The sequence below is a fragment of the Lysinibacillus sp. NPDC093210 genome, from assembly GCF_044753985.1.
Lineage (GTDB): Bacteria > Bacillota > Bacilli > Bacillales_A > Planococcaceae > Lysinibacillus.
In genome coordinates, this window is record NZ_JBIVOE010000003.1 from 182605 (window position 1) to 205837 (window position 23233).

26 protein-coding genes are annotated in these 23233 nt (G+C 37.1%); 9 read left to right on the forward strand and 17 right to left on the reverse strand.

The window, feature by feature from the left end:
- Nucleotides 1–48 precede the first annotated feature (48 nt).
- Nucleotides 49–609: a helix-turn-helix domain-containing protein gene (locus ACIP9C_RS10105; protein WP_401010204.1), complete on the reverse strand. Its 561-nt coding sequence runs from the start codon at nt 607–609 to the stop codon at nt 49–51.
- Between the two features lie 114 nt (nt 610–723).
- Between ACIP9C_RS10105 and ACIP9C_RS10110 the strand changes: the two genes are divergently transcribed.
- On the forward strand, nt 724–1317 hold the full coding sequence (locus ACIP9C_RS10110) for a LysE family translocator (protein WP_401010206.1): 594 nt from the start codon (nt 724–726) through the stop codon (nt 1315–1317).
- A gap of 66 nt (nt 1318–1383) precedes the next feature.
- Here the strand turns inward: ACIP9C_RS10110 and ACIP9C_RS10115 are convergent, their stop codons facing one another.
- The 5 genes from ACIP9C_RS10115 to bioD all read right to left on the reverse strand — a co-directional run bounded on the left by ACIP9C_RS10115 (nt 1384) and on the right by bioD (nt 5526).
- Nucleotides 1384–1506, reverse strand: a complete 123-nt coding sequence (locus ACIP9C_RS10115) for a hypothetical protein (protein ID WP_340823925.1) — start codon at nt 1504–1506, stop codon at nt 1384–1386.
- A gap of 379 nt (nt 1507–1885) precedes the next feature.
- Nucleotides 1886–2881 (reverse strand): biotin synthase BioB, encoded by a 996-nt coding sequence (bioB, locus tag ACIP9C_RS10120; RefSeq protein ID WP_401010207.1) that lies wholly within the window; start codon nt 2879–2881, stop codon nt 1886–1888.
- Nucleotides 2878–3471, reverse strand: a complete 594-nt coding sequence (locus ACIP9C_RS10125; RefSeq protein ID WP_401010209.1) for a biotin transporter BioY — start codon at nt 3469–3471, stop codon at nt 2878–2880. The genes bioB and ACIP9C_RS10125 overlap by 4 nt, the downstream gene beginning before the upstream one ends.
- The gene (gene bioA / locus ACIP9C_RS10130; protein WP_401010211.1) at nt 3438–4841 is read right to left on the reverse strand and encodes an adenosylmethionine--8-amino-7-oxononanoate transaminase; all 1404 of its coding nucleotides are present in this window, start codon (nt 4839–4841) and stop codon (nt 3438–3440) included. Before bioA ends, ACIP9C_RS10125 begins: the two co-directional genes overlap by 34 nt.
- The gene (gene bioD / locus ACIP9C_RS10135) at nt 4822–5526 is read right to left on the reverse strand and encodes a dethiobiotin synthase (RefSeq protein WP_401010213.1); all 705 of its coding nucleotides are present in this window, start codon (nt 5524–5526) and stop codon (nt 4822–4824) included. Before bioD ends, bioA begins: the two co-directional genes overlap by 20 nt.
- A 232-nt stretch (nt 5527–5758) precedes the next feature.
- Between bioD and ACIP9C_RS10140 the strand changes: the two genes are divergently transcribed.
- Both ACIP9C_RS10140 and ACIP9C_RS10145 read left to right on the forward strand, forming a co-directional pair.
- A complete protein-coding gene (locus tag ACIP9C_RS10140; RefSeq protein WP_401010215.1) occupies nt 5759–6223 on the forward strand; it encodes a hypothetical protein in 465 nt (154 codons plus the stop codon).
- 88 nt (nt 6224–6311) lie between these two features.
- Nucleotides 6312–6836, forward strand: coding sequence for a hypothetical protein (locus ACIP9C_RS10145; protein ID WP_401010217.1), 525 nt, complete (start codon nt 6312–6314; stop codon nt 6834–6836).
- A 193-nt stretch (nt 6837–7029) separates the two neighbouring features.
- Here the strand turns inward: ACIP9C_RS10145 and ACIP9C_RS10150 are convergent, their stop codons facing one another.
- Nucleotides 7030–8070 carry a beta-carotene 15,15'-monooxygenase gene (locus ACIP9C_RS10150; protein WP_401010219.1) on the reverse strand — a complete coding sequence of 347 codons (1041 nt, stop codon included), beginning with the start codon at nt 8068–8070 and terminating at the stop codon, nt 7030–7032.
- 154 nt (nt 8071–8224) lie between these two features.
- On the reverse strand, nt 8225–9133 hold the full coding sequence (locus ACIP9C_RS10155; protein WP_401010221.1) for an AraC family transcriptional regulator: 909 nt from the start codon (nt 9131–9133) through the stop codon (nt 8225–8227).
- A 99-nt stretch (nt 9134–9232) separates the two neighbouring features.
- Here ACIP9C_RS10155 and ACIP9C_RS10160 point away from each other — a divergent pair, with 99 nt between their 5' ends.
- Complete coding sequence (locus ACIP9C_RS10160; protein WP_401010672.1) at nt 9233–10156, forward strand: DMT family transporter; 924 nt, start codon at nt 9233–9235, stop codon at nt 10154–10156.
- A gap of 180 nt (nt 10157–10336) precedes the next feature.
- Complete coding sequence (locus ACIP9C_RS10165; protein WP_401010223.1) at nt 10337–11383, forward strand: Cj0069 family protein; 1047 nt, start codon at nt 10337–10339, stop codon at nt 11381–11383.
- A 134-nt stretch (nt 11384–11517) separates the two neighbouring features.
- On the opposite strand, the gene ACIP9C_RS10170 is transcribed toward ACIP9C_RS10165, so the two are convergent.
- Together ACIP9C_RS10170 and ACIP9C_RS10175 are read right to left on the reverse strand one after the other, a co-directional pair.
- Nucleotides 11518–12150, reverse strand: coding sequence for a LysE family transporter (locus ACIP9C_RS10170; RefSeq protein WP_401010225.1), 633 nt, complete (start codon nt 12148–12150; stop codon nt 11518–11520).
- A gap of 276 nt (nt 12151–12426) precedes the next feature.
- Nucleotides 12427–13167 carry a tetratricopeptide repeat protein gene (locus tag ACIP9C_RS10175; RefSeq protein WP_401010227.1) on the reverse strand — a complete coding sequence of 247 codons (741 nt, stop codon included), beginning with the start codon at nt 13165–13167 and terminating at the stop codon, nt 12427–12429.
- A gap of 353 nt (nt 13168–13520) precedes the next feature.
- Between ACIP9C_RS10175 and ACIP9C_RS10180 the strand changes: the two genes are divergently transcribed.
- The 3 genes from ACIP9C_RS10180 (at nt 13521) to nspC (ending at nt 16397) form a co-directional block, all read left to right on the forward strand.
- On the forward strand, nt 13521–13709 hold the full coding sequence (locus ACIP9C_RS10180; protein WP_401010229.1) for a hypothetical protein: 189 nt from the start codon (nt 13521–13523) through the stop codon (nt 13707–13709).
- 322 nt (nt 13710–14031) lie between these two features.
- The gene (locus ACIP9C_RS10185; protein WP_401010231.1) at nt 14032–15261 is read left to right on the forward strand and encodes a saccharopine dehydrogenase family protein; all 1230 of its coding nucleotides are present in this window, start codon (nt 14032–14034) and stop codon (nt 15259–15261) included.
- Nucleotides 15258–16397, forward strand: a complete 1140-nt coding sequence (gene nspC / locus ACIP9C_RS10190; protein ID WP_401010233.1) for a carboxynorspermidine decarboxylase — start codon at nt 15258–15260, stop codon at nt 16395–16397. The genes ACIP9C_RS10185 and nspC overlap by 4 nt, the downstream gene beginning before the upstream one ends.
- Before the next feature lie 80 nt (nt 16398–16477).
- On the opposite strand, the gene ACIP9C_RS10195 is transcribed toward nspC, so the two are convergent.
- From ACIP9C_RS10195 to mce, 5 genes are all read right to left on the reverse strand, one after another.
- The gene (locus ACIP9C_RS10195) at nt 16478–16966 is read right to left on the reverse strand and encodes a chemotaxis protein CheW (protein ID WP_401010235.1); all 489 of its coding nucleotides are present in this window, start codon (nt 16964–16966) and stop codon (nt 16478–16480) included.
- A gap of 19 nt (nt 16967–16985) precedes the next feature.
- On the reverse strand, nt 16986–18107 hold the full coding sequence (locus ACIP9C_RS10200; protein WP_401010237.1) for a M20/M25/M40 family metallo-hydrolase: 1122 nt from the start codon (nt 18105–18107) through the stop codon (nt 16986–16988).
- 169 nt (nt 18108–18276) lie between these two features.
- Nucleotides 18277–19230 (reverse strand): hypothetical protein, encoded by a 954-nt coding sequence (locus ACIP9C_RS10205; RefSeq protein WP_401010239.1) that lies wholly within the window; start codon nt 19228–19230, stop codon nt 18277–18279.
- Nucleotides 19231–19377: 147 nt separating this feature from the next.
- Nucleotides 19378–20925, reverse strand: a complete 1548-nt coding sequence (locus tag ACIP9C_RS10210; RefSeq protein ID WP_401010241.1) for an acyl-CoA carboxylase subunit beta — start codon at nt 20923–20925, stop codon at nt 19378–19380.
- Nucleotides 20926–20930: 5 nt separating this feature from the next.
- Nucleotides 20931–21344: a methylmalonyl-CoA epimerase gene (mce, locus tag ACIP9C_RS10215; protein ID WP_340823896.1), complete on the reverse strand. Its 414-nt coding sequence runs from the start codon at nt 21342–21344 to the stop codon at nt 20931–20933.
- Nucleotides 21345–21469: 125 nt separating this feature from the next.
- Between mce and prli42 the strand changes: the two genes are divergently transcribed.
- Nucleotides 21470–21565, forward strand: a complete 96-nt coding sequence (gene prli42, locus ACIP9C_RS10220; RefSeq protein WP_340823895.1) for a stressosome-associated protein Prli42 — start codon at nt 21470–21472, stop codon at nt 21563–21565.
- Nucleotides 21566–21585: 20 nt separating this feature from the next.
- Here the strand turns inward: prli42 and ACIP9C_RS10225 are convergent, their stop codons facing one another.
- Together ACIP9C_RS10225 and ACIP9C_RS10230 are read right to left on the reverse strand one after the other, a co-directional pair.
- Nucleotides 21586–22563: an aromatic acid exporter family protein gene (locus tag ACIP9C_RS10225; RefSeq protein ID WP_401010244.1), complete on the reverse strand. Its 978-nt coding sequence runs from the start codon at nt 22561–22563 to the stop codon at nt 21586–21588.
- Between the two features lie 223 nt (nt 22564–22786).
- Nucleotides 22787–23227 (reverse strand): BrxA/BrxB family bacilliredoxin, encoded by a 441-nt coding sequence (locus ACIP9C_RS10230; protein ID WP_340823892.1) that lies wholly within the window; start codon nt 23225–23227, stop codon nt 22787–22789.
- Between the last annotated feature and the right edge of the window lie 6 nt (nt 23228–23233).

Sequence of the window (23233 nt, forward strand, 5' to 3'; positions counted from 1 at the left end):
AACAAAAAGAACCGTATAAGCGCTCTCGATAAGCGCTTATACGGCTTTTTATTTTTCATAAGGATAATAGATAGTCATCCCTAACTTTGTTAATATCTCACCGTTATTACTATAGAAGTGAGGTCGGTCAGCTCTAAATCGGATAGAATCGCCATTTTTTAATATATACTCATTGTCATTAACCCGAATCAATAATTCACCTTCAAAAACAGTAATAAACTCTTCTGTCCCTTCTTTATGAGCCTCAGCGCTTAATTTCCCATCTTTATCAATTTCAATCGTATAAATTTCAAATCGACTATCTTCTTGAAATGGAAAATTCGGATATACTCTATATTTTCCATCATCCTCTGACAATACTTGAATATCCTTTTTTAAAATGACTTCAGTATCCGTCTGCGGTTGATGGATTAGTGAAGTAAAAGATACTTTGAGTCCATTTGCGATTTTCCATATAGTTGTAAGCGTCGGGCTGGACTCTCCTCTTTCGATTTGTCCAATCATTGTTTTACTTACGCCACATAGCTGAGAAACTTTTTCTAAGCTTAATTTTTCTTTTTCTCGAATTGCTTTTAAATTTTTGGCAAAAATAAGATGAATTTCCTCCATTACAATCACCTCTTACAATATGTACAATATAACGTACGTTATGTATAATAAAAAGAACGACGTTATATTGTTTATTTCAGACATTATAACATACAAAATACAAGGAGGACTAAAATGCCTTACATATCTTTTTTAGTATTCGTAGTTATTACAAGCTTTACACCAGGTCCGAACAACATTATGGCAATGGCATTTGCCAATCAATATGGTTTGGGAAAAACCATACAGTTTTGTCTAGGTGTTGGAATTGGTTTTTTCACAATAACTGCATTAAGTTGTTTTTTTAATATTGCCCTCATCAGCGTCATGCCCATAATTACACTTCCATTAACCATTTTGGGGGTGGGCTATATGTTATATTTAGCTATTAAAATATTAACCTCTAAAGAGAATGATGAAAATAGTCACCATTCTGAGGAAAATAGACGTAGCTTTTTGCTACTCGGTGCCTTCCTGCAATTTGTAAATCCGAAAGGTATTCTATTTGGCATCACAGTCGTCGCAACCTATATTCTTCCATATTACGCATCGTTACCGAGCTACATTTTTTTCGCCCTATTTTTAGGATTCGTTGGCATTACAAGTACATTTTGCTGGGCACTATTCGGTTCAGCTTTTCGCAAAGTACTTAATAAATATCGTCAACCATTTAATATTTTAATGGCACTTTTATTAGTTTATAGTGCCTTTTCAATACTCATACACTAATAAAAACAAAGAAACCACATTGTACGTTATTGCGTACAATGTGGTTTCTTTAAACTAATTAAAGTATTATTTTGTATATGTTAAAACGGCATTTTTCTTAAATTTCGCTAAAGCTGCTGTTGCCTCATTTTTGTTTGTATATTCGAAAATACGAATATTTTTATTCTCAAATACTGTTACAACCCACATCTTAACCGCTCCTTTCCATTTTATTTTTGTAATATAACAATCACCAAATATGTGATACAAAGAACTAACTGTCTTATAACAACTTCTTGCTGATTCCTATTTTACGCTCTTTTTTTAAAAAATAAAGCTTTATGTGAAGCCCTTCACAAACTGTTCAATTTCAAAACGCTTTCATTGAACAATTTGTGAAAATCTTCATATTTTAGGTATAAATTACGAACTGTTTACTTGCCTACGATAACTTTTGTCCAAGCATAACTGGCTACTAGAAAAACCGTCTGTACGCCTTTTCTACGACATACAAACGGTCTTCCAATTTTAATCATCATTTAGTAGTAGTAGTAGTAGTAGTAGATTTTATTTTATAAGGATGATGAATTTAACAAAATACTTCTTCTTGCTTTTTTGTAAGTTCTATTTCAAATCCTAAATCTTCGAGCATGCGAAAATCGCTATTCACTTCCTGCCCTGCAGTCGTTAAGTAATCCCCGACAAAGATACTATTTGCTGCATACATTCCGAATGGCTGGAGAGAACCTAAATTTACTTCGCGTCCACCAGAAATACGAATTTCCTTCGTTGGATTTATATAACGGAATAACGCTAAAACTTTTAAACAATAGCGAGGATTTAACTCATATGTTCCTTCTAGCTTTGTCCCATCGATTGCATGAAGGAAGTTAACTGGAATCGAATCCGCATCCAGTTGGTGCAGGGCACGTGCAATCTCCACGACATCCTCTTTTGTTTCCTTCATCCCAATAATGGCCCCTGAGCAAGGAGAAATACCATGTTTTTTCACAACTTCAACCGTATTTACACGATCTTCATAAGTGTGTGTAGTCGTAATATAGGAATGATGACGCGCAGATGTATTTAAATTATGATTGTAGCGATCGACACCTGCTTCTTTTAATTGTTGTGCCTGCTCTTCTTTCAGTAACCCAAGACAAGCACAAACTTTTAAGCCATATTGTGCTTTAATTTCTTCAACTGCTTCACTCACTACATTGACATCTTTTCGAGTCGGCCCACGTCCGCTTGCTACGATGCAGTAAGTACCTATTTTATTTTCAAACGCTCGTTTTGCCCCTGCTAATATTTCTTCTTTCGTTATAAATGGATATTTCTCAATAGGCGCTGTCGACTTAAATGACTGTGAACAATAACCACAATCCTCTGGACAATAGCCACTCTTAGCATTGATGATCATATTTAACTTTACTTTTTTGCCGTAATAATGCTTACGAATAGCAAAGGCACCGTCCATTAGCTTTAAAATATCATCGTCATCACTGTTTAAAATGGCAAGCGCCTCGTCATTACTAATAATTTTGCCCGCTATCACTTCATCTGCTAACTGTAACCAATTCACTGAACATTCTCCTTTTCAACTCGCACAAGTTTTAAAGCTCTAGCGGAACGAAATACTTTATATAATCGTTCAGCTAAAAGGGCACAGGCAATTGCTAGGCAAAAGTCTGCAACAATACTATTAAGAAAACCTACTAAGAAAACATGAGACCAGCTTGATTTCATATTTAACCATACATTCAATGCCACATATAAATACGGCACAGCTACTGCATAAATAATGATAAGCCCTACAAGATTTGCACCGATGAAGTGTTTTTTCGTCGGTGCCTCTACCCGATTAATTAGAAAACCAATCACTAATGCTGCAAGTGCGAAGCCTATTAAGTAACCAAAGGTCGGTTGCAATACATATGTAATGCCTCCTCCTTGTGTAAAAACTGGCATGCCTGCTAAACCAATTCCTATGTAAACGAGCTGACTTAGAAATCCATTGCGACCACCAAGTAAGCAGCCTGCCAAAAAAACAAAAACAATTTGTAATGTAAACGGCACTACAGGAAGTGGTATTTTAATAAATGCACCAACAGCTGTTAAAGCAGCAAACATCGCTATCATTACAAGTGAGAGCGTTGATTGTCGTTGAAACATGCATTATTCCCCCGTTCTTCAAAAAATTGAACAATTGTTTCTTTTGTTGTTTGAATCATAAATTGCATTTCCTCGTCCGTTATTATATAGGGTGGCATAAAATACAAAACATTCCCTAGTGGACGAATAAGTAATCCTTTTTTTAATGCTCTTTTATATATTTGATAGCCAATACGCTCTTCACTCGGTAATGGCTCTTTTTTATCGCGATTCGCCACAAGCTCTATTGCCCCGACAAAGCCAACTTGCCGGTATTCGCCAACAAAAGGCAATTCACTGAAAGCCTGTACTGCTAACTTACGCATGCGTTCACCTTTGTCTTGCACAATGTCTATGTAATGCTCTTCTTCAAACATCGACAATACTTCTAGGGCAACACGGCAAGCAAGTGTATTCCCCGTATAACTATGCGAATGTAAAAATGCCTTCATTGTCGCATAATCATCATAAAATGCTTGATATACTTCATTTGTTGTTAACACGACAGAAAGCGGTAAATAACCACCTGTTAAGCCCTTGGACAAGCACATAAAATCGGGCGAAATTTCAGCTTGTTCGCAGGCAAAAAGAGTACCTGTTCGACCGAAGCCAACCGCGATTTCGTCTGCTATTAGATGGACATCGTATGTTGTACATAGCTCCCGTAAACGTCGTAAGTAAATAACTGGATACATTTTCATGCCTGCCGCTGCTTGAATAAGTGGCTCAATTATGACCGCTGTAATTTCCATATGATGCATAATCAGCTCTTCTTCAACAAATTGAATACATTGAGCATCACAACTTTGCGGGTTTTTATTGAAAGGGCAACGAAAACAATCTGGCCCCTGTGCTCGCACTGTATCCAATAAAAGTGGTTGATACACCTCATTATAAAGATCAACACCACCTACTGATAAAGCGCCAAGTGTTTCGCCGTGGTATGCATCCGTTAATGCTAGAAATCGTTTTTTCGTCGTTTTTCCTATTTGCATGTGATACTGAAAACTCATTTTTAATGCGATTTCTATAGCGGATGAGCCATTATCTGCAAAAAATACTTTTTGCAAACTATGTGGACTTAAAGCTACTAATTTTTGTGCGAGCTTAATAGCTGGTACATGTGAGAAATTTGCAAAGATTACATGCTCCAACGTAAATGCTTGCTCACTTAAAGCTTGACTAATACGTGGATTGGCATGTCCAAATAAATTTACCCACCAGGAGGATACCGCATCTAAATAGCGATGATTCTTTTCATCGTACAACCATACACCTTGCCCTTTTTTAATAACAATTGGTGGAAAGTCCTCATAGTCCTTCATTTGTGAACATGGATGCCATACATGTTGCAAATCGGTTTCTTGTAACTCAGTTAATACTTGCTTCATGTTTTGACAGCCTTTCAAACAATGATGTATCTGTAATAGCAAAGTCAATAATTTGTGATATATCTTTCAGCTTCGGTATAGTCGCAAACGGTAATGGGTGATGACGTAAAATTGTTTTAATATTATCTTGCTCCATCCCACTACCCGTGTCACCGTTAAATACAATGCCAAGAACTTCTATTTTACGTTTACTTAATGCTTCTAACGTTAAAAGCGTGTGGTTTATCGTACCGAGCGTTGTGCGAGTAACAACGACTACTGGTAGTTTACTTTGAACAATAACATCCAAAAGTGTCGTTTCGTCATATGAATCTAATGGTACAAAAAGCCCTCCTGCCCCTTCACAAATAACAACATCCCATTTTTGCTGTAATTGCTGCAATTGGCTTAATAATCGCTGTGTATTTATTTGTTGCCCCTCCAGCTGAGCCGCAAAATGTGGTGATGCGGCTTCTTTAAACGAATAGCCATTTAAATTTTCTTTGTCGAGCAATTGTAAAGAATATTTTTCATACATAGTCGTATCGTAGTAATAGGATTGCTTACCATCATGTACTTCACCAGTTTGTACCGGCTTATAAGGCGTCACGTGTAAGTCCTGTTTTTGCAAATTTCGCATTAATAATGTGGTAACAATTGTTTTACCAACATCCGTATCTGTACCAACAACCCAAAAATGTTGCATCTTAACCTCCCTTTCTTTTGTGTTAACCAGTTACAAATATTAAGTTAACACAAATATTTTCATTTTGTAAATGCTCTTTTTTGTTTTTTATGAAAAATCATGCCTTGTATATTAGTTAAGGAGTGTGCAAATAGCGATTTGATTGGGTTTATCAGCGATTCGTCAATTACTCAAAAATTTAAAAGGATTTTAATACTATTCTGTAGTATTAAACAAGACAGGGGGTGGCATAATGTTTGGATTATTTAAAGAATCTGAGAAAATCATTGAACCATATGAACAAGTGAGCAGTATTTTAAATTCATTACTTACTTATGAAATAAGGGATTTACCGTTGCGTTATGAATTTTGGTACCGCTTGGCCATACGTCAGGAAGAATATCGCACATTACAAGCTGAGCATCGTGCAAAAATCTCGATGCTAACGGCAGTAGGTCGTTTTCATCAAGTCCAATATGAGGCGACAAAACAAAAGTGTGCTAAGCTCGAACGACTAGCGGATATCTATAAGATTTTTTGTATCGAAGAAGAACGACAAGCATTAAATCATCGCCTACAGTTTCACAAGGAAACAATTGCTGAAATTTATGGACACGTACAAAATAAAGAGCTATATACATATAATGATTTAGTACAGCAACAATTTTGGGAGGCTGTTAGCGAGGACATACTAAAAGCAATTGCCCATCTAGATTAATACTAGATGGGCAATTTACTTGTGTATTACATTGAAACATATGGTAAATTTAATTAAATACAACTGTATCAAATAAGGAGAATATTTTATGATTGCTTGGATTATTACTGCAGAAATAGCCTTTTGGATTGTCATCTTAATAGGTCTGGTTTGTAGATACCGTTTTAAAAAGCCTAAACTTAGCATACTCTTTTTTGCTCTTACACCTGTTATTGACCTACTATTAGTATTGCTAACTGCCATGGATTTGCGAGCAGGGACACCAGCATCCATTTCTCACGGTATCGCCGCTGTTTATATAGGTGTCTCAATAGCATATGGTAAAACGATGATTACTTGGGCAGATGAAAAGTTTCAACAGTGGTTTTTAAAACTGCCAGTTGAAAAGAAACGATTAACAGGACTAGCAAAAGGTATTCATGAAATAAAAATGCTTGGTCTACATGTCATTGCCTACGTAATTAGTGCTAGTTTATTATATGCAATGATCGTATTTATCGGTCAACTTACTGATACATCTTCCCTTTTACAAGTAATGAAAGTTTGGGGCATCATTTTAATAATTGATGCTATTATTAGCTTTTCCTATATAATTTTCCCGAATAAAAAGTAATAGCATCACTAACATTGATGAAACTTTCTATGCTCCTTCGTATGCATAGCAAAGAAACTGACCGGATGGCAATTGATATTACAATACATAAAGGTGGCTATCTAAGCAATTATTACAGACATACAATTTCCTATAAGCGTATTCAAATAAAAAAGCCTCGCACAAGTGTGTGCGAGGCGCTTGCTTGTCAACATCATCCTTCATTATTTTCCATTCCCTGCTGTAGTATTTCCTTTAATTCATGTTCTTGATCGGCTTTAATCGCCACGTTGTTATATCTTTTTTTAAAGCCTAACATAAACGTTACTTCAACTGGTTCTTTCATTTTCAGCATGATTTGTGGATATGCTTCTCCAAAATCACGTGCGATAAAATCAATAGTATCCTTCGATAATTTTTCTTTTAACAGTTGTGGGTCTTCTTCCATTTTCTCGATATTAGCAAAGCGAATAGTCGCTCGTTTCATTAAACCTAAAGATAAATAAAGTGAATCATTTGTTGCATAGATAGGATTAAGGCGAACTGCCTGCATATCGGCAATGAAAAATAGGACCGAGTATACATTAAGCATTAACAATAGGATAGATAATATCATTGATTTGTCATGAAGCCACCAATGTATTCCGATTGTTTCTATGACGATTGCATGTATCATCATCATTTGAAAAGCGATATAGCTGGAGCTTTTATGCAAAGTTAATCCAGCGCGTTCTCTTCTCTTCCAACTTGCAAACCCGTAATAAAGAACGAGTAAATCTGTACAGAGCAATTGAATAATAGGGTATTTAGGTGCATGTTTTTCAACAGCTTGCGGAAAAGAGAAAATATCTGGTAGTGCACTTGCCCGTACATCTCTTAAAATTTTAGGCATATAGTAGACAAGTGTTGTAACAAATAAAACTTCAATAACGATGAGTGCCCCTTCAACCGCAAAACCAACCCATGTTACTGCAACAAATGGCTGCAAATGATCTATTGGAATAATAAAACGTGCAGCAATACAGCCTGAAGCGGCTAAAATAATCGCTCGCTTGACAGAAAACTTTCGTTTATAAAGCATAAATAACACCGGTATAACGATTATAAAATCGAGTAATGAACCGAGTACAACGCCTGCTGTTTCGGCTGGTAAAATCGACAAACCCAGTTCAGTGTTATAAAGCGAGTAGTTGCTAATTAATACAGCCAATAAAAACACAAGCCAAATATTTTGCTTCTTTTTTAAGGCTATCATGTCGTATCACTCCTTTTAGATTACTATCGCTTCTAATTCTACATTTAACTATATAAATAACTTTAAAATATTTGGTATTATTTGCAAACCCTTTCACTAAACAAACTGCGTATTATTTTCAAACTTGTCATTGATTGTTCACTGATTTGTCCTGTTATTCCATATTCCGTTGTTGTGCTAGAAATTTTTTACGATACACATGCGGTGAATAGCCCGTATACTCCTTAAACCGTTCAATATAGTAGCTAACTGTACTAAAGCCAGTTAGCGAAGCAATAAAAGTGATGGAATGCTCACTATCTCGCAAAAGTTCTATACTTTTTCGTAAACGATAATGTAAAAGATACGTAAAAGGTGTGATACCAACAATTTTTTTAAAGAAACGACTACATTCTTCCCTGCTTATAAAAACATGTGCAGCTAACATTTCAAGCGTTATTTTTTCTTGATAATGGCAATGGATAAAATCGAGCATTTCTTTTGCACGCTCGTGTTGAACAATTATAGATGACTGCATCGTTTCCACTGTTAACTTTGATTGCACTAATATCGATTCCCATATCAATAATAATGTTCTCCACACCTGAATTTCAAAATAAGCATTTCGTTCTTTTAATAGTTGAGCCGTTCTTTCAACAGCTTGCGCAAGCTCTCCAGAAAGCTTTACAAAGGGCAGTCTATTATTTTCTACATATGGGCTCACATATTTAGCTGTCAATATACTCCCTTCATGTCCTCCCAATAATTTAGGATCCACATTAATACAAAAAAGCTTGGACTGTTCAACGTTATAAGGTTTCGCTTCATGCAAACATGCTGCGTTGACAAATAAGCCATCGCCCTCTTCAAGTACTAATACATCAGCACCTACACGATAGTTGACACGTCCACTTACCACATAGACAAATTGAATTTCCTTATGCCAATGTAATGGTAAAAAATCACGCCGATCTAACCGCAAATACGTTTCATATAATGCGACTGGAAATGCATTCGAGCCATGTAACGTTAATTCCTGTAAATCCTTTGCTACTTTAATGTGCGTTAGTGCTATTGTAACCACCTCAATATATTGATATTTTTAACCATATAATTCGATATTTCGCCTTGTAATAAGTGTTTATAATAACTTTATATTGATAGTTTAGGAGATGCTATAGTGATAAATCAACAAAATAAAAAACATATCTTTGGTTTTATACTTGTCATTCTTGGTGCAAGTTTTTGGGGAATTGGTGGAACAGTCGCGCAAAAACTATTCCAACAAGAACAAATTGAGGTTGGTTGGCTCGTTTCGAGTAGACTTCTGTTAGCAGGCATCCTGTTAATTGCCATCTACAAGATTACACACCGCCAGCAATCCATCTTTGTCATGTGGCGAACAAAGAAAGATGCTTTTAGACAAATTCTATTTAGTATACTCGGTATGCTCGCTGTACAATACACATACATGATGTCGATTGCTATCGGCAATTCTGCTGTAGCGACTTTACTGCAATATTTAGCCCCTCTTTTCATCATCGCTTTTTATATCATCCAAAGACATAGCAAAATAACGAAGCAGGATGGAATTGCAGTAATACTTACACTTACAGGTACTACTTTATTGCTGACGAATGGCTCTTTTTCAACACTTTCCGTTCCAATGATGAGCGTAATTTGGGGTGTGTTATCGGGGCTTTCGGTCGCTTTTTATACATTGTATGCTGTGCCACTTTTACAGCAATTTCATTCTTTACTTGTGGTCGGTTGGGCAATGGTAATTGGGGGTTCAGTGATGAGCATTTTTTATCAGCCTTGGCATATTGATCTATCTACCTGGACCATTGCAACGAGCGCTTACTTTTTCTTTATCATTATATTTGGGACAATGCTTGCATTCTGGTTCTATATTGCAAGTTTGCATTATTTATCACCAAAAGAAACAAGCTTACTTGGTAGCCTGGAACCATTAACGGCTGTTTTAACAAGTGTACTTTGGCTACAAATTCCCTTTGGGGGCTTCCAAATGCTGGGTACTTTACTTATTCTATGCATGATTTTATATCTTACTGTATTTCAGAAAAAACAGCTTAAGTTGGAATAAAAATCCAATTAATGAGTAGACTACTTTAAAATTAGATAATTCCAAAAAATATTAGTTATAAACTACTAGATTGAAAATTCCAACTATGAAATTATATATAAAATTTACATATTTCATATATCTTTTCTCCTTGTTTGTCCAGTATACTAAAAAATATCATGAAAATAAGGAGGTATGTATATGAATAGAAAAGTAATTTTCTTCGAAGTACGTGGAGGCACTGATAAGGGACCCGATGGCTTCAGACAGGATACGATGCCGATGGTAAATGCACTTAAACAACGTGGACAAGATGCGGAAGTAGTGTTCTTTGATATCACAAAGAAAGACGAAATTTTTGAATACGTCAAAGAACATGGTATTGCCTATGTATCTCGCATTAACCCTGGTAATCTAGAACACGAGGAAGAATATTTTGAGATGCTTCGTGATTTATGTGCAGCTGGTGTCATTGGCATGCCACATCCAGATGCAATGATTGGCTACGGTTCGAAAGATGTATTATCGAAATTAGTCTCTACAAATTTAGTACCCGATGATACTTTTGCTTATTACACAATTGACGCATTTAAGGCACAATTCCCTACCTCTCTTGCGATTACTGAGCGTGTATTAAAGCAAAACAGAGGCTCTACTGGCGAAGGTATATGGCGAGTAAAGCTAGTTGAACCACTTGCTGATGGTACTACTGAAGTACCTCTTGATGCCGAAATTAAATGTACCGAAGCAAAAGATAATCACGTAGAGTATTGGAAGCTAGGCGAGTTTATGACATTTTGCGAGCAGTACATCACTGGCACAAACGGTATGCTAATTGATATGCGTTTCCTTCCACGTATTACTGAAGGCGAAATCCGCTTATTTATGTTGCGTGACAAACCAGTTCACGTGGTACATAAAAAACCAGCGGATAGTGAAGATGCCTTTAGTGCAACACTTTTCTCAGGTGCTCAATATCGCTACGACAAACCAGAGGATTGGGAAGAACTTGTACAAAACTTTTTAACACAGCTACCTCTTGTAACTAACTTATTAGGCAATTACGACCTACCACTTATTTGGACAGCTGATTTCATGCTTGATACAAATGAAACAGGTGAAGATTGTTACATTTTAGGGGAAATGAACTGTTCGTGTGTAGGCTTTACTTCTGAACTAACTTTGGCTCATCAAGTAGCAGAAGAAATTTTAGCCTGCATTCATGAACATCATGAAATTACTGCATAACCATTGCATATGACAGCTTCAAAGACTATAGACGAATCGTTTATAGTCTTTTTTATGCTTAATATAGTGTTTTGTTGCAACATAAAAGGCATTGAGAATCCCCTTCTCAATGCCTTTTGTCGATGCTTATTTTTTTATCTGTACATTTTTATTCCTTGAATAAACTCATAAATGAAATAACCTGCGAAACCAATTAATAAGACTCCTGATATCATTGTAAGTGCTTTAATCATCTTACGACTCATCGCCTTACGCGTAACTGAAACAATTGTCATTAAACCTATGTCGTGCAGTAAAATACCACTAAGTATTCCAGCAGCTATTACTAGGAAGCTTGCCGATTCATCTTGATTATATGATTTTGCTAGAACAACACCAAATACATTTACCCAAAAAACGAGGTTTCCTGGCGAAATGGCCACTAGCAGCCCATTTCGATACGATGCGAAAAATGATTTTGTCACCTTTTCACCCGCAAGCGTAATATCCTTGTCGGCGTTTTTTATAGAATCTAGCCCAAGTAAAAACAAAAACCCGGCTCCAATAATCCACATTGGTAGTTGAATTATCGGCATGGCTAATATAGTAGCTAGTCCCATATAAAGGGCAAAAACTAATACTACATCAACCGTCATCCCTCCAAGCCCTACCGCCCAGCCATGTATAAAGCCATTTTTTAACCCCTGCTTTGTCATTTCGACAGTAATGGCTCCAACAGGCATTGCAATAGCAAGTCCAACTAATACATACGCAACATATAAACTCAAACAAACACTTCTTTCATGCTATAAAATAAGCTTCTTACGTCCGTTTATATAAATATTCTAGCATAAAAATACAGAATTAGCTTATTTTTTTATATTTATTCATTATTAAGTGCCAGTCACCCAAACAATTTATAAAAATTCAATTAAAAAAAACACTTAAAATCCTGCTAGAACGCAAACTTGTTCAGTGCCAGTCACCAAAATAATTTATAAATATGCATAGTGTGCTTTGCATAGAAATTGAAGTGCCTCTTATAATATAGAATTATTTCCTACTTACAACATCTGTTTCTTCCATTGAGTTAGTAGATCCTCAGACTTAGCAATTTCCACCTTTAACTCAACTTGCTTAGCAGAGCAACGCTTTTTCGCCTTTTGCCAAGCTTCCTCCAATGCAGGTATGTAGCTTAAATTTTTTGTAGATGCCACTAGCTGGAAAAAGATATTCCCTTGTATATAGTACCAACGCGGATTCATACTATCTAGCTGAATCGCCTCCTCAATGAGACGAAGTGCTAAATATGGGCTCGCTTCCAGACGGTTAATAAATTGTGCAAATGCTCCCCAGTAAAGTGCAATATTGGGCTGTAGTTTAATAGCCTCCGCATATTGCACCATTGCTTTATCAGGATTTTCTGCGAGTACAAAATATTCAGCCATTATATAGTATGCATTCGCCTGTGCTTCAATAGCCCCCGCTAATAGTTCATCCACTACTTTGCCAAATTGCTCATCGTCCTGACTTCCTATATATGCGGCGAGGACATCACGCTCAGGATACGATCCATCTACGCGTTCAACACTTTGCTTCACTTTTTCAGCATTTGGGATTGGCATATTGGCATATCCGTTTGCCTCTAAAAGTGCCACATGCTGTTGAATAGTTGGAAACGAAGTATCTGCTTCAAATGATTCATCCACTAATAATGCTTTAGCCAAATTATAGCTTTCTTTTACTTGACCACTTACAAATAATTCATTTACTTGTTGTACTTGTTCATTAAATTGTTTTATCACTATATAATCCTCACCTTCACCAAAAGAAAAGTCTTATAGGTAGTTTACCATCTTTAGAGAGAAAAACAGTAGTTATCATGAAAACCAATGCATGAATAACCCGTTTTTTTAATATACATAATGTCACCCTATTGTTACTTCTCGAAAACATTCAGTTTACGACATGCTAATGATTGAAGCAAAAATTTAGAAAACTGGCTAGTTTGGGAGTAAATACAATAGTCTTAATTTTAATTTCTAGTTTTTCATTATAATAATAGTTATTATTTGGATATTTTTCTGAATTATGAGATAATTGAAGTAAAATTTCTTCATCTTTGGGGCTAGTAAATTTCATTTTAGGAGGGCTTGCTATGAATAGACGTTTTCATCTGTTATTACTAATAATGGGCAATTTACTTATACTAGGAGCCATTTTCATTTATGCTTTGCAAAGTCAAGTACAAGTGGCCTTCAGCACCTATGGCCTCGTGATGGGATTATTAAGTACGCTACTGATTATCATTTTTTATTTATGGGGGGACGTAGAGCGTCAAGTTTAAGTGCCAGTCACTCACACAATTCTCAAACAATTTATAAATATCCAAGTAATAATCCACCAAGACTATGCGAGAACACACGTAACGTAAGGCGTATTAAGCCATGCGTAACGATTGTTTCTCCTTAAAACGTCCTCACGGAAAGTGCTGTGAACTTCAGTGTCAGTCACTCACACAATTTAGGTATTCCCCCCTGAGTGTGCCTAATAAATGTAGAAAAAAAAATTTTTTTGTAGAAATTTAAAAACAATGATTGAGTAGTATATCAATTTTCTGTATAATCAGCTTGTTTGACAATACTTTATATGAACTTGGGGGTAGACAATTGGGTAAAGCATTGATTATAGGAGCTGGCGGAGTAGCCAGTGTTGTGGTACACAAGTGTGTTCAGAATTCGGACGTATTTGAGGAAATTTGTATCGCAAGCAGAACTGTTTCAAAATGTGACGCTCTAAAAGAAAAACTAGACGGCGGAAAAACAAAGATTCATACTGCACAGGTAGACGCTGACAATACTGAGGAATTAATCGAGCTTATTAAAAGCTTCGGACCTGATGTTGTTATTAACGTAGCGTTACCTTATCAAGACTTAACGATTATGGATGCTTGCTTAGCGACAGGTGTGCACTATGTGGATACTGCAAACTACGAGCCACCTGAAACGGCAAAATTTGAATATAAATGGCAATGGGCTTATAAAGAAAAGTTTGAAAAAGCTGGCTTAACTGCGCTTCTTGGTAGTGGATTTGATCCAGGCGTAACAGGCGTTTTCACTGCGCATGCTCAAAAACATGAATTCGACGAAATCCACTATATCGATATCGTAGATGCCAACGCTGGTGACCACGGTTATCATTTCGCAACAAACTTTAATCCAGAAATCAACATTCGTGAGATTACAGCGAATGGTCGTTACTGGAAAGATGGCGAGTGGATTGAAACAGCACCACTTGAGAAAAAAGAAGTATATAACTTACCGGAAATTGGTCCAAAAGATATTTACCTGCTGTATCATGAAGAATTAGAATCAATTGCAAAAAACATTAAAGGTCTAAAGCAAATTCGATTCTGGATGACATTCTCTGAAAAATACTTAACACACTTAAAAGTATTAGAAAATGTAGGCATGACATCAATTGAACCTATCGAATTCGAAGGACAAATGATTCAGCCAATCCACTTCCTTAAAGCAGTATTACCAGACCCAGCATCACTAGGGCCGCGTACAAAAGGTAAAACAAATATCGGCTGTATTATCCGTGGTTTAAAAGATGGCAAGGAAAAAACTTACTACGTGTATAACGTATGTGACCACGAAGAGTGCTATAACGAAGTTGGTTCACAAGCGATTTCTTACACTACAGGCGTACCTGCAATGATCGGTGCAATGCTTGTAATGAACGGTCAATGGCAAAAGCCTGGCGTTTGGAACGTAGAAGAATTTGATCCAGATCCATACATGGATGCTTTAAATAAATGGGGTCTTCCATGGCAAGAAAGCCATAATCCAGAATTACTTGACCTTGAGATAGATGCGAAGGAACATAGCCGATGAAACCAATTGATTTCACAAAAGTTCCATCACCTTCATATGTAGTGGATGAACGACTATTAACAAAAAATCTTGAGCTTTTAAAGTCGATACAAGATCGTACTGGCTGCCGTATTTTACTTGCACTTAAAGGGTTTTCGATGCATTCAACATTCCCTTTAGTTGGTGAATACTTAGCTGGTATTACATCAAGCTCTCTATTTGAAGCGCGTCTTGGTTATGAAAAAATGGGGAAAGAAGTTCACGTTTATGCACCTGCTTATGTAGAGCATGAGATGGACGAGCTTCTTGGCTATGTGGATCACATCGTCTTTAACTCTTTCAACCAATGGGCTCAGTACAAAGACAAGGTAAAAGCTGCTGGGAAAACAATTGAATGTGGTATTCGCGTAAATCCTGAATACTCTGAAATTGAAACAGCACTTTACGATCCTTGCTATACTAACTCTCGTCTTGGTACAACATTAGCTAACTTCGACAAATCTCAACTTGACGGTATTGATGGCTTACACTTCCATGCGATGTGTGAGCAAAACTCTGATACATTAGAGCGCATCATTGAAGTTGTCGAAGAAAAATTTGGTGATGTTTTACACCAAATGAAATGGCTAAACTTCGGCGGTGGTCACCATATCACTCGTGAAGATTATGATGTTGAAAAACTAGTGAATATCATTAATTATATTCAAGATAAATACAATCTCCTTGTTTATTTAGAGCCTGGTGAAGCTGTGGCACTCAATACAGGTTATTTAGTAGCAACGGTTCTAGATATTCAGAAAAACGGGATGGACTTAGCTATTTTGGACACTTCTGCAACTTGTCATATGCCAGACGTGCTTGAAATGCCCTACCGTCCAATGATTATCGGTTCAGGACAAGCAAATGAGCTAGCACACACATATCGCTTAGGCGGGCTTACATGCCTTGCTGGTGATGTTATCGGTGATTACTCATTTGAGGAACCCTTAAAACCAGGAGATCGCCTTGTTTTCACTGATATGGCTCACTACTCAATGGTAAAAAATCATATGTTTAACGGTGTAAACCTGCCATCTATCGTTTCTTATAACGATGAAGAAGGCATTAAAGTAATTCGTGAATTTAAGTTTGAAGACTACAGTGGTCGACTTTCTTAATCCAAATGAAAACCCCCTCCAACATTGTTAGTTGGAGGGGGTTTTTAAAAGAAATCTTACTGCCTTTCGTCATATAATACTTAGGCTTGTACGTTTTCTTTCTCATTTTCAAGCATTTTGTGTAAATAATTGATAATTTCTCGAATGCCATCTAAGGAATTTACGAGTATTTTTGGGTCTACATAAGTAATCATACGATTTTCTAAATTCGCTACAGCTGTAAAATAGCGTGTTTTTGAATAATTAACAAGACCCATTTGCTTTAAAACAGATTCATCTAAATCGAGAATTTCTCTAGCTTCTGTCACGAGCAGCCCGTAGTTCACTACATCTGTATTTAGCACAATAACACGTGCTGTCGGTGCATTTGACGTACGGTTATAGAGTATACGTTCAAAATCTAATACTGGAATAAGTTCTCCTCGATTTCTAGTAAAACCTAGTAAATAATTTGGTAAATGCGGAATCGGGGTTACTTGCTCTAATTTTTCAATGGATATTGCTTGCTCCACCGGTACAGCATATTCCTCTGTACCACATGCAAATACTACTGCCTTTACACTTTCCATGAGGTCACTTCCTTCTATTTTAGCGCTCGTGTTTAGTTGTTTCTTTAACGACTTCAACTAGCAAATCTGCCAGTTTTTCTAATTCTTCTACAGGAATCTTTTCATTTGTTGTATGAATATCTTCATACCCTACTGATAGGTTAACCGTAGGAATACCAAAACCTGCAATAATATTTGCATCAGAGCCTCCACCAGAGATACCTAATTGAGGTGTTCTGTCAATATTACGCGCTGCCGCCATAGCTACCTGCACGACTTTATCTGACTCTGTTACACGGAAGCCTGGATACATGAGTTTTACTTCTACTTCAGCACGTGCACCCATTGAAGCTGCAACTTGCTCAAACGTATCCTGCATATGCTTTGTTTGGGCATCTAGCTTAGCCTTATCAATTGAACGTGCTTCTGCTAAAATATTCACTTCATCACACACGATGTTTGTAGCTTGCCCACCTTCAAAGCGGCCAATATTCGCTGTTGTTTCTTCATCCAATCGCCCAAGCTTCATTTGTGCAATACATTTTGAAGCAACAGTAATTGCAGATACCCCTTTCTCAGGAGCAACACCTGCATGCGCAGTTTTACCGATAATTTTCGTAAAAATTTTCGCTTGGAATGGCGCTGCTGTCACTATTCCACCAACTTTGCCATCACTGTCAACTGCAAAGCCATATTTTGCGATAATAGCAGTAGGATCCAATTCTTTCGCTCCTACTAGACCACTCTCTTCTCCTGCTGTAATGATGAACTGGATGTCACCATGTTCAATTTGTTGCTCTTTTAAACGTTTTGCCATTTCAAACATAGCTGCTAGACCAGCTTTATCGTCAGCACCTAAAATCGTTGTGCCGTCTGAAACGATATAGCCATCTTCACGAAGAGAAGGTTTAATACCTTTTCCTGGTACAACCGTATCCATATGGGAAGTGAAATAGATTGGCTCTATATCTAAAGAACCTTTTAATGTCGCGATAATATTTCCAGCACCGTGACCATTGCGAGTATGTGCATCATCTTGCACTACAGAAAAACCAAGTGCTGTTAATTTTTCAATTAGAACTGGTGCAATAAGCTGTTCGTGTTTTGTCTCTGAATCGATTTGTACGAGCTCAAAAAACTCTTCTACTAAACGACTTGTCATGTTGTAAAACTCCCTTGATTTACGTGTTTTTCCACGTCATAATATATGTATTAGTTTAGCACATTGACTGAAGAGTTGGAATAATGCGCTAGAAGTAACTTCTTTAATTTGTATTATAAATCACTAAAAGCCTGTGAAAAGAGTGTGAGTAACTCTTTCCACAGGCTTTTTATAGTTGTAAAATCACTTTCTTTTCTGTTTGTAATACTTCCAAATATTCAAGTGCTCTATTATGTTTTTCCTGCAAACGTCTAATTGTATTATGTACATCATCCTGTACACGTGATACTTGTTCTCTTGCTGTAGAAATTTTTGAATGGACTGACCAAGCCGAAAAAATATCATCAAAGAAATAATCTGCAAATTTTACGAAGCCATCTGTTTCAACTTGCAAAGATTTAGTAGACATATCCTGTACATCAAGTAATTCATTATGAAATCGTTGCAAAGCAATTTGTGCATTATGAAGGTAACTTTCGGTTTTATCAAGCGCATCATGCTTTAAATGTGTGGCGATAAGACCACCACCAAAAAACGTATCCCATGTCGAATATCCACTCGCTGAGTGCAGAGATGCAGCTGCCTGCCCAAGTTTAGTAAGCGCAATGTCACCCGCATCCTCCGCTTCTTTTATTTCAGAAATCAACTGTTTCGTTATAAGCTCTTCATTTGCAAGCTGTTCTATTTTCTGCGCAACTTCGGGGTCATGTATTTGGAGATAGCTTTTCTTTTTTATATGTAGTATGTCTAATGCTTCTTGCAGTTGCTTTTCATTAATTTGCTTAAGCTTTTGATTTACCTGCTCAAAATCAGTTGTTAAATCTGTAAGCATCTTTTTTGCTTCCTTGATTTTCAATTCCAAAATGGCTGCCTTATCGACTTTCTCTGCACGTAGCTCATCTTGTTGTCCTGTCCATGTACGTATCATATTCATAAACGAAAAGCCCTCTAGTTTATCAAGTTTCATACGAATTTGATTGTGTTCCGTAGAATGCTTAGTAATTTCCTGCTGTGCATGCTCGATTTGCCCTTCAATTAAAAACCTTTGTTCTCTTAATCGCTTAGCATTTCTCAGCTGTCCTTGAAGTTTTTCCTGCTCAGTCTGTAATTGTTGCCATTCCATTCATCTCAACTCCCCTTTTATATTTGTACGGTTGAGCGAAAGAAATGTTTCAATTATCTGCCATTTTATAAATTTCTTTTATTTGACTATTGTTTTATCTTTCATACAAAAACCCAGCAACCAAATGGCTACTGGGTTTGTCCATTATTATAGCGGAATGTTTCCGTGTTTTTTCTCTGGACGCGTTTCGTGTTTGTTTGACAGCATATCTAATGCTTGGATAAGTTTAATACGTGTATCGCGTGGATCGATAACATCATCCACCATACCACGAGATGCTGCCACGTAAGGATTGGCAAACTTCTCTTTGTACTCTTCTATTTTCGCAGCACGCGTTGCTTCTGGGTCTTCTGACTTCGCAATTTCACGCGCGAAGATAATATTTGCAGCACCCGCTGCACCCATTACAGCAATCTCAGCATTTGGCCAAGAGAATACTAGGTCAGCGCCAATTGATTTAGAATTAAGTGCAACGTAGGCACCACCATATGCTTTACGTAAAATTACTGTGATTTTTGGTACAGTTGCTTCTGAATATGCATAAAGGATTTTCGCACCATGACGGATAATTCCACCGTGCTCTTGTTTTACGCCTGGGAAGAATCCAGAAACATCTTCAAATGTGATAATTGGTACATTGTACGCATCACAAGTACGGATGAAGCGGGCTGCCTTATCAGAAGAATCGATATCAAGACCACCAGCTAAAACTTTAGGTTGGTTACATACAAGCCCTACTGATTCACCTGCAATACGCGCAAAGCCTACTACTACATTTTTCGCAAATTCAGAGTGAACTTCCATGAATGAACCTTCGTCTACTACTTGTTCCACTACTTTACGCACATCGTATGGGCGAGTTGTTTCGATTGGAACAGTATCCACGATTTCTGGACGGTAATCGTCACCTTCAGGACGTGACTGACGAGGTGCTTTTTCTTTATTGTTTTGTGGTAAGTAACTTAATAATTGTTTAATTTGATCAATGGCTGCTTCTTCAGATGGTGCACGGAAGTGAGCGTTACCACTTACTGCATTATTCACTTTAGAGCCACCAAGGTCTTCAGCAGAGATTTTTTCACCAGTTACTGTTTCAATAACTTTTGGGCCAGTAATGAACATTTGAGATGTTTTATCAACCATTAGGATAAAGTCAGTGATAGCTGGAGAATAAACTGCTCCACCTGCACAAGGTCCCATAATTACTGATATTTGTGGAATAACACCAGAGTAAATCGCATTACGGTAGAAGATATGTCCGTAACCATCTAGAGAAAGTACACCCTCTTGAATACGTGCGCCACCTGAATCATTAATGCCGATGAACGGTGTGCCATTTTTAGCAGCAAGATCCATTACTGTCGCCATTTTTTTAGCGTGCATTTCACCAAGTGCTCCACCAAATACAGTGAAATCTTGAGAGAATAAGTAAACTGGACGTCCGTTAATTTTACCAAAACCCGTTACGACGCCGTCGCCAGGGCCTTCCATTTTGTCCATACCAAAATCTACTGTACGGTGTGTAATGAATGGGTTAATTTCGAAAAACGTACCTTCGTCTAGTAATAATTCAATACGCTCACGAGCAGTTAGCTTACCTTTTTCATGTTGCTTTTCGATGCGTTCATAGCCACCGCCAAGCTCAATTACCGTCTTACGATCATATAAGTCATTAATTTTATCGAACATATCCATACTAATCACTTTTCCCCTTTTCCACTTTTATCACATAATTCATATAGCACACCGAAAGATGATTTAGGATGCAAGAAAGCAACCTCTGCACCACCAGCACCTGGTCCTGGCTCTTCTGATAAAAGGCGCACACCTTTTTCACGAAGTTCTGCCATCCGCTCACGAATTCCTGTTACACCGAAAGCAACATGGTGAATACCTTCGCCACGCTTTTCGATGAATCCGTGAATAGTACTTTTTTCGCTCATCGGTTCTAGTAATTCCAGTTTCACGTTGCCAGCGTCGATAAATGCAACACGAACTTGCTGAGATTCAACCTCTTCCACTTTCAGTAACTTTAAACCTAAAGTTTCTGTATAATATGTAATGCGTTCATCAAGATCGCGCACTGCAATCCCAATATGGTCTACTTTCTCCATGGTGACATCTCCTTCTGTTATGGTACATACCCTATTTTACAGATTTTTTTGTCAAAACTCTACTACTTGAGAAATTTTTCAGATTTGCTAAACTATTTATAAGAAAAGAAGGAGCGAACGAGCATATGAGTAATAAAAAATTTCAGAAAATCGTTGTTTATACTATGATTGCAATTATGATAATCTCATCTCTTGCATTTGGTTTATCAATGCTAGTTTAAGAAAGTGCGAAGCGTCCACACTACTGTGGGCGCTTTCCTTTTACCTTTAAACCCTTGAATGATTGCTTTATCTCTAAATAACGATCCATTTCTTCAATGAATTGATAGAGCGCAGCCTGAGCAATAAACTCTTGATGATTTGTCGGTAACGGTAATTCGGCAAAATCTCTCTTTGCTAGCTCTAATTTCTCCCTAAAATGGCCTGCAGTATTTCCTGAATGGACATGCTCTCCAAGATCTTGTAGGAAGTCCGCAACGATTTCAGCTTCTTGTACTATAACAGGTAGTGCGGTTATTTTTGGGAGTACTCGTTCAATTATTTCAAGCTGTTGTTCACGCATATCAAAATATACATAGTAATCATTTTGTCTTCGGGTAAAATGATTTTCAACATCTTTAAAAGCTAATGATTTGGCATCATTCAACGTTTTGATAGCTTGAATAATTTCCTGCCCATCCCATAATGTATCTCCTTGTCTTAAATAGCTGGCTATTTCTAAAAAAATCTTTCTATATAGTTCCTCTATTTTAACTCTATAGTAATTTAATTCCTTTTGAATGTCAGGCATATACATATTTATCGCTATTCCAGTACCATAACCGATAGCCATCAAAGCAAACTCATTAGTAACAAGTGCTAACGAAAAGCCTTTAGCAGCGTATATATGCATAATAATGACCGCACTTGATACAAAGCCATCTGCTACCTTTAACGACACAATAGTCGGTATAAACAATACAAGCATTCCTGCCAAAGTGAGCGGATGATAAGAAAATAGCTCAAAGCTCAAAAATGCATACAGCATACCAACTATGCTTGCGACAAAGCGGGTATAAGCAGCATGAAGTGATTTTTTCTTTGTTGGCTGCACACATAGGATCGTTAGAATACCAGCTGAAGCATAAGAAGCCAATTCAAAATACTGCGCAATCGCAATGGCAATAGCTGCCCCGATTGCTGTTTTTAATGTACGATAGCCGATTGAAAATTTCTTCAAGTCGACTGCCTCCCATCCTGCAACTTTCAAAACGAATAATTATTCATTTGAAGCTTTTCTTATCTAGTAAAAATTTTTAGTCAGCAAGACATGTATTTAGCCAATATTACAAAAATTCCAAAAGGATTTGACTAAAGTGCACAAGTCACTCTAGCCAAATGAATAAAAGCTAAACCCTATTAATAATCTCACCATGCATAGGTATGGAGATTATTGAAAAATATTAAAGTTCTTCACAATATTCTTCAAAATTTGCTTGTAAGTTTGTCACTACTGACATTGGATCATGGCCTTCAATTTCATAACGGCCAACTTCAGCTACTACTTGTCCATCTTTTAAAAGAACAAATGATGGAGAAGATGGTAGGTGGTCTTCACCGAAGTGATAACGAGCAGCTGCTGTTGCTTCTTTATCTTGACCTGCAAATACAGTAACTAAATGATCTGGTCGTTTATCGTAATGTACACATTGAGCTGCTGCTGGTCGAGCAATGCCTCCCGCACAGCCACATACTGAATTTACCATCACTAATGTTATACCTGGACGAGCAAACGCCTCTTCAACAGCTTCTGGTGTGCGTAATTGCTCATAGCCTGCAGCCTCAATTTCTGCACGTGCTGTTTTTAAAATTTCTTGCATAAATAAATCGTAATCCATATTCATAAAGCG

Excerpts from the sequence above, each read along its gene's own strand:
- ACIP9C_RS10145 (WP_401010217.1), top strand. The coding sequence starts at position 6,312 with ATGATTGCTTGGATTATTACTGCAGAAATAGCCTTTTGGATTGTCATC.
- ACIP9C_RS10115 (WP_340823925.1), bottom strand. The coding sequence starts at position 1,506 with ATGTGGGTTGTAACAGTATTTGAGAATAAAAATATTCGTATTTTCGAA.
- ACIP9C_RS10230 (WP_340823892.1), bottom strand. The coding sequence starts at position 23,227 with ATGAATATGGATTACGATTTATTTATGCAAGAAATTTTAAAAACAGCA.
- ACIP9C_RS10195 (WP_401010235.1), bottom strand. The coding sequence starts at position 16,966 with ATGGAAAGTGTAAAGGCAGTAGTATTTGCATGTGGTACAGAGGAATAT.
- ACIP9C_RS10200 (WP_401010237.1), bottom strand. The coding sequence starts at position 18,107 with ATGACAAGTCGTTTAGTAGAAGAGTTTTTTGAGCTCGTACAAATCGAT.
- ACIP9C_RS10165 (WP_401010223.1), top strand. The coding sequence starts at position 10,337 with ATGAATAGAAAAGTAATTTTCTTCGAAGTACGTGGAGGCACTGATAAG.
- nspC (WP_401010233.1), top strand. The coding sequence starts at position 15,258 with ATGAAACCAATTGATTTCACAAAAGTTCCATCACCTTCATATGTAGTG.
- ACIP9C_RS10210 (WP_401010241.1), bottom strand. The coding sequence starts at position 20,925 with ATGGATATGTTCGATAAAATTAATGACTTATATGATCGTAAGACGGTA.
- bioA (WP_401010211.1), bottom strand. The coding sequence starts at position 4,841 with ATGAAGCAAGTATTAACTGAGTTACAAGAAACCGATTTGCAACATGTA.
- ACIP9C_RS10110 (WP_401010206.1), top strand. The coding sequence starts at position 724 with ATGCCTTACATATCTTTTTTAGTATTCGTAGTTATTACAAGCTTTACA.
- ACIP9C_RS10125 (WP_401010209.1), bottom strand. The coding sequence starts at position 3,471 with ATGTTTCAACGACAATCAACGCTCTCACTTGTAATGATAGCGATGTTT.
- ACIP9C_RS10180 (WP_401010229.1), top strand. The coding sequence starts at position 13,521 with ATGAATAGACGTTTTCATCTGTTATTACTAATAATGGGCAATTTACTT.
- prli42 (WP_340823895.1), top strand. The coding sequence starts at position 21,470 with ATGAGTAATAAAAAATTTCAGAAAATCGTTGTTTATACTATGATTGCA.
- ACIP9C_RS10150 (WP_401010219.1), bottom strand. The coding sequence starts at position 8,070 with ATGATAGCCTTAAAAAAGAAGCAAAATATTTGGCTTGTGTTTTTATTG.
- ACIP9C_RS10105 (WP_401010204.1), bottom strand. The coding sequence starts at position 609 with ATGGAGGAAATTCATCTTATTTTTGCCAAAAATTTAAAAGCAATTCGA.
- mce (WP_340823896.1), bottom strand. The coding sequence starts at position 21,344 with ATGGAGAAAGTAGACCATATTGGGATTGCAGTGCGCGATCTTGATGAA.
- bioD (WP_401010213.1), bottom strand. The coding sequence starts at position 5,526 with ATGCAACATTTTTGGGTTGTTGGTACAGATACGGATGTTGGTAAAACA.
- ACIP9C_RS10140 (WP_401010215.1), top strand. The coding sequence starts at position 5,759 with ATGTTTGGATTATTTAAAGAATCTGAGAAAATCATTGAACCATATGAA.
- ACIP9C_RS10205 (WP_401010239.1), bottom strand. The coding sequence starts at position 19,230 with ATGGAATGGCAACAATTACAGACTGAGCAGGAAAAACTTCAAGGACAG.